4 protein-coding genes and 1 pseudogene are annotated in these 4,739 nt (G+C 67.4%); 3 read left to right on the top strand and 2 right to left on the bottom strand.

Annotated features, from left to right (window positions below; all coding sequences use genetic code 11):
- Together A5714_RS06135 and A5714_RS06130 are read left to right on the top strand one after the other, a co-directional pair.
- Window positions 1–1,117, top strand: a 1,117-nt coding sequence (locus A5714_RS06135) for a hypothetical protein (protein WP_197513574.1), incomplete at its 5' end; no start/stop codon positions are given.
- Between the two features lie 84 nt (window positions 1,118–1,201).
- The gene (locus tag A5714_RS06130; protein ID WP_068283788.1) at window positions 1,202–1,795 is read left to right on the top strand and encodes a hypothetical protein; all 594 of its coding nucleotides are present in this window, start codon (window positions 1,202–1,204) and stop codon (window positions 1,793–1,795) included.
- A 56-nt stretch (window positions 1,796–1,851) separates the two neighbouring features.
- Here the strand turns inward: A5714_RS06130 and arc are convergent, their stop codons facing one another.
- Window positions 1,852–3,681, bottom strand: a complete 1,830-nt coding sequence (arc, locus tag A5714_RS06125; RefSeq protein ID WP_068066943.1) for a proteasome ATPase — start codon at window positions 3,679–3,681, stop codon at window positions 1,852–1,854.
- A 334-nt stretch (window positions 3,682–4,015) separates the two neighbouring features.
- On the opposite strand from arc, the pseudogene A5714_RS06120 reads away from it, so the two are divergent.
- A pseudogene (locus A5714_RS06120) lies at window positions 4,016–4,552 on the top strand (hypothetical protein); the annotation flags it as partial.
- On the opposite strand, the gene A5714_RS27575 reads toward A5714_RS06120, so the two are convergent.
- Window positions 4,452–4,664, bottom strand: a complete 213-nt coding sequence (locus A5714_RS27575; RefSeq protein ID WP_369829424.1) for a DUF503 domain-containing protein — start codon at window positions 4,662–4,664, stop codon at window positions 4,452–4,454. The pseudogene A5714_RS06120 and the gene A5714_RS27575 overlap by 101 nt on opposite strands.
- Window positions 4,665–4,739 lie beyond the last annotated feature (75 nt).

Genomic DNA, 4,739 nt, shown 5'->3' with positions numbered 1-4,739 from the left:
GTGGTTCTTGGCGCGGGGTCTGCCGTCGGTGCTCACCCCGAGCGGCCGGTGGCGCCGATTGTGGCCGCGGTGCGCCCCCGTGCTGTCGGCGTGGGCCGCGGTCGAGGTATGCCTGCTGGGCGTTTTCCTCGTCAGTGACGGCAACGACGTCTTCATCGAGAACACGCCGACGACGAGGCAGTGGGTGATCTTGGCGTTGCTGGTCGCGGCGCTTCCGGTGGCCGCCCTGACCGGCTGGCTGGTGTCGCGGGTGTCGGGCGGGCGCACCCGGGCGGTCGCCGCCACCGCGGCGGTCGGCTGCGCCGTCGGGTGCGGCCTGATCGAGTCCGGACCGCTACCGCTGCTGCGACACGCGGTGATCGGGGCCGCGGTGCTGCTCATGGCCGGCTGCGGCGTCGGGTCGGTGCTCGCGTGGGCGGTGCGCATGACGATCGAGCACCTGTCGACGGTCGGCACCCTGGCGGTCCGCGCACTGCCGATCGTGTTGCTGACCGCGTTGGTGTTCTTCAACACCTACGTCTGGCTGATGGCGGCCAACATCGGCGGCGAAAGACTGGCTCTGGCAATCGTTTTCCTGCTGGGCATCGCCAGCGCGTTCGTCGTGTCCAAGACGGTCGAACGGGTCAGGCCGCTGCTCAGGGCACCCGCGGCGCCACCGGAAGACAGCGTCGACCTCGACGGCACGCCGTTCGCGGCGATGCCCGATACTCGCGGCGCCGCACCGCTGCGGCGGGTGGAGCGGCTGAACGTGGTGTTTCTGCTGGCCACCTCGCAGCTGATCGAGATCGTGGTGGTGGCCGCCGTCGGCGCGACCATGTATCTCATCCTCGGGCTGATCATTCTGACGCCGCCGCTGCTCAAGGAATGGACGCACACCGGCTCCACCACCTCCACGGTGTTCGGCCTGACCTTTCCCGCGCCCGATTCGCTGATCCACATGTGCTTGTTCCTGGGCGCGCTGACGTTCATGTACATCAGCGCCCGCGCGGTCGACGACGCCGAGTACCGCGCGATGTTCCTGGACCCGCTGCTCGCGGACCTGCGCGTCGCGCTGGCGGCGCGTACTCGCTACCGCCAGGCGACCGTTGCTGTTGACGGCGCCGATACCAGTGACTAACTTCACCCTGTGTCCGCCCCCGAGCCCGACCGTGCACCCGCATTCGGCAGCGCTCCCCGCGCGGCCGCCGAGCAGCCACCCGATCTGTGCGGGAAGCGTTACGGCGAAGTCCTTCTCGTGACGCCCGGCGAGGCGGGGCCGCAGGCCAACGTCTACAACAGCTTCCCGCTCAACGACTGTCCCGCCGAACTGTGGTCGGCGTTGGACGCGCACGCCATCGCCGCGGAGCACGGCGCGGCCGCGGCGCTGCTCAACGGGCCGCGCTACTGGCTGATGAACGCGATCGAGAAGGAGACGCGGGGTCCGCGGATCACCAAGAACTTCGGCGGTATCGAGATGATCCTGCAGGCAACGGTGTTGCTGTCGTCGATGAATCCCGCGCCCTACCTGGCCAACAACGTCAACCGCCACACGGTCTTCGTGTTCAACGCCGGCCAGGAGATCTACGAGCTGATCGACCCCCGGGGCCGGCACTGGGTGATGCAGACATGGAGTCAGGTCGCCGACCCGAACCTGTCCCACCGCGACCTGCCCGGCCTGGCCGACCGGCTGGAGTTACCGGCCGGCTGGACCTATCAACCGCGGGTGCTCACCGACGAGCTGCGGGTGGACACCAGGACGCAGGCCGCCGAGGTGTTGCAGGACAACCTCACCAACAGCTATTCGCTGGTGAGCTGAGCCCGAAACTCAAGCCCCGCACACCGTGGTGGGCGGGGCTTGAGCCGTGCGACTGCCTACAGGTACTGACCCAGGTTGGACTCGGTGTCGATGGCCCGCGAGGCGCTCGAGGACTTGCCGGTGACCAGGGTGCGGATGTAGACGATCCGCTCGCCCTTCTTGCCCGAGATCCGCGCCCAGTCGTCGGGGTTGGTGGTGTTGGGCAGGTCCTCGTTCTCGGCGAATTCGTCGACGATCGAGTCCAGCAGGTGCTGGATGCGTAGACCGGGCTGACCGGTCTCCAGCACCGACTTGATCGCGTTCTTCTTTGCCCGGTCGACGACGTTTTGGATCATGGCCCCGGAGTTGAAGTCCTTGAAATACATGACTTCCTTGTCACCGTTGGCGTAGGTGACCTCCAGGAACCGGTTGTCGTCGATCTCGGCGTACATCCGCTCGACGACCTTCTCGATCATCGCCCTGATGCAGGCCGAGCGGTCGCCGCCGAACTCGGCGAGATCGTCGGCGTGCACGGGCAGCGTGTCGGTCAGGTACTTCGAGAAAATGTCTTGAGCCGCTTCGGCATCCGGGCGCTCGATCTTGATCTTCACGTCGAGACGTCCGGGCCGCAGGATGGCGGGGTCGATCATGTCCTCGCGGTTGGAGGCGCCGATCACGATGACGTTCTCCAGACCCTCGACGCCGTCGATCTCGCTGAGCAGCTGCGGGACGACCGTCGTCTCGACGTCCGACGACACACCGGTGCCGCGGGTCCGGAAGATCGAGTCCATCTCGTCGAAGAACACGATCACCGGGGTGCCTTCTGAGGCCTTTTCGCGGGCACGCTGGAAGATCAGCCGGATGTGCCGCTCGGTCTCGCCGACGAACTTGTTGAGCAGCTCGGGGCCCTTGATGTTGAGGAAGTAAGACTTCGCTTCCCGGGCGTCGTCGCCACGCACCTCGGCCATCTTCTTGGCCAACGAGTTCGCGACCGCCTTGGCGATGAGCGTCTTTCCGCAACCGGGAGGGCCGTACAGCAGCACGCCTTTCGGCGGCCGCAGCGCGTATTCGCGGTACAGCTCCTTGTGCAGGAACGGCAGCTCGACGGCGTCGCGGATCTGCTCGATCTGGCGGGTCAGGCCACCGATGTCGAGGTAGCTGACGTCCGGCACTTCCTCCAGGACGAGGTCCTCGACCTCGGCCTTGGGGATGCGCTCAAAGGCGTAACCGGCCTTGGTGTCCACCAGCAGGGAGTCGCCGGGCCGCAGCTTGCGCGGCCGGGTGTCGTCGTTGAGCCCGTCGGGGATGCTTTCGGGCAGGTTCTCCGCGACCAGCGGCTCGGCGAGCCACACGATGCGCTCCTCGTCGGCGTGGCCGACCACCAAGGCGCGGTGCCCGTCCGCCAACAGTTCACGCAGCGTGGAGATTTCGCCCACCGACTCGTACGTGCCGGCCTCCACCACGGTGAGGGCCTCGTTGAGCCGCACCGTCTGACCCTTGCGCAGCAGCGAGACGTCGATGTTCGGCGAGCACGTCAGGCGCATCTTGCGTCCGGACGTGAACACGTCGACGGTGTCGTCCTCGTGCGAACCGAGCAGCACGCCGTAGCCGCTGGGCGGCTGCCCCAGCCGGTCGACCTCCTCGCGCAGGGCGAGGAGTTGCTGGCGGGCCTCTTTGAGGGTCTCCATCAACTTCGAGTTGCGGGAGGCCAGCGAGTCGATGCGCGCCTCGAGCTGATGCACATCGCGAGCGGAGCGGGCGCCACCATGCGCACCGGCCGCGTGCTCGAGTTGCTCGCGCAGCAGCGCTGCTTCGCGACGCAGTTGTTCCAACTCGGCAGCATCGCCGCTGGACATGTTCGACTCGCTAGGGGTCCCGAATGCTTCAGAACGCTCTGAGCTACCCATCTTGCGCTCCTTTCCCACACCGAATTGGTGCGGCGGATACTTCAAAGCTACCGGCGATTGCCGAATGATGTGCGGAGTCAATTACCCACGAAAAGTTAAGATTTTCGTCTCCCTGGTAATCTCGGCCACTAATCGCGTTGATCCAAAGGGCCTCGGAAGGTGCCAGAGTGACCGGAAAAAGCCTCGCCACGGCTCCGGCCCATGGCCTGTCCGCCGAGGCGGCCGGCGCCGGTGTGAACTCACTTGCACCCGCCGGCAGCACCTGCCCCGCACCCGCCGAATCGCCGCGCGCGCCGGGAGTAACCCGCGGCGCTCCGCCCGGCTGACCCACTGGATGCACCGACACCTCTCTCTAGTTCTTGCCGCCACCGCCGCCGTGGCGGCCGTCGGACTCGCGGCGTGTTCTAGTCACCATAAGGACAGGGCTACACCCCCCGCCTCCGTGGTGCCCCCCGTCACCTCCGGTCAGTTCACCGCGGCGCCGACCGCGCCCCCGCCAGCGCCGGAAGCGCTGACCGAGGTCCTCGGCCGACTCGCCGACCCGAGCATTCCCGGTAGCAGCAAGGTCAACCTCGTCGAGGGCGCGACGCCGGAAAGCGCCGGCTCGTTGGACAAGTTCACCAACGCGCTACGCGACAACGGCTACCTGCCCATGACGTTCACCGCGAACGATGTGGGGTGGTCGGACAAGAACCCGGCGGACGTGAAAGCGACCATCGTCGTCCACACCGCGCAGGCCAACAACGCGAACTTCACCTTCCCGATGCTGTTCACGCCGTTCCAGGGCGGCTGGCAGCTGTCGCGGCAGACCGCGGAAACGCTGTTGTCCCTGGGCCAGTCCCCCCCCGCGAACCCGTCTCCGCCGCCGCCACGCTGAACTTTCGGCGCAGCTCGGCCACGACCGGCCGCACGACCGACCGCTTCTGCTTCAGGGAGTGGACGTCGCCGAGCAGCAGGTCGAATTCCAGCCAGCCGATCCACATCCCGCCGGTCAACCGGTGGGCCCCGGGCCGGGCGGAGCGGGAGAAGCGGGCGGGGGTTCGGGCGCCGGTGGTGGC

It is taken from the genome of Mycobacterium sp. E2462, from assembly GCF_001672685.1.
GTDB lineage: Bacteria > Actinomycetota > Actinomycetes > Mycobacteriales > Mycobacteriaceae > Mycobacterium.
This window is presented reverse-complemented; position numbering and strand designations above follow the sequence as displayed.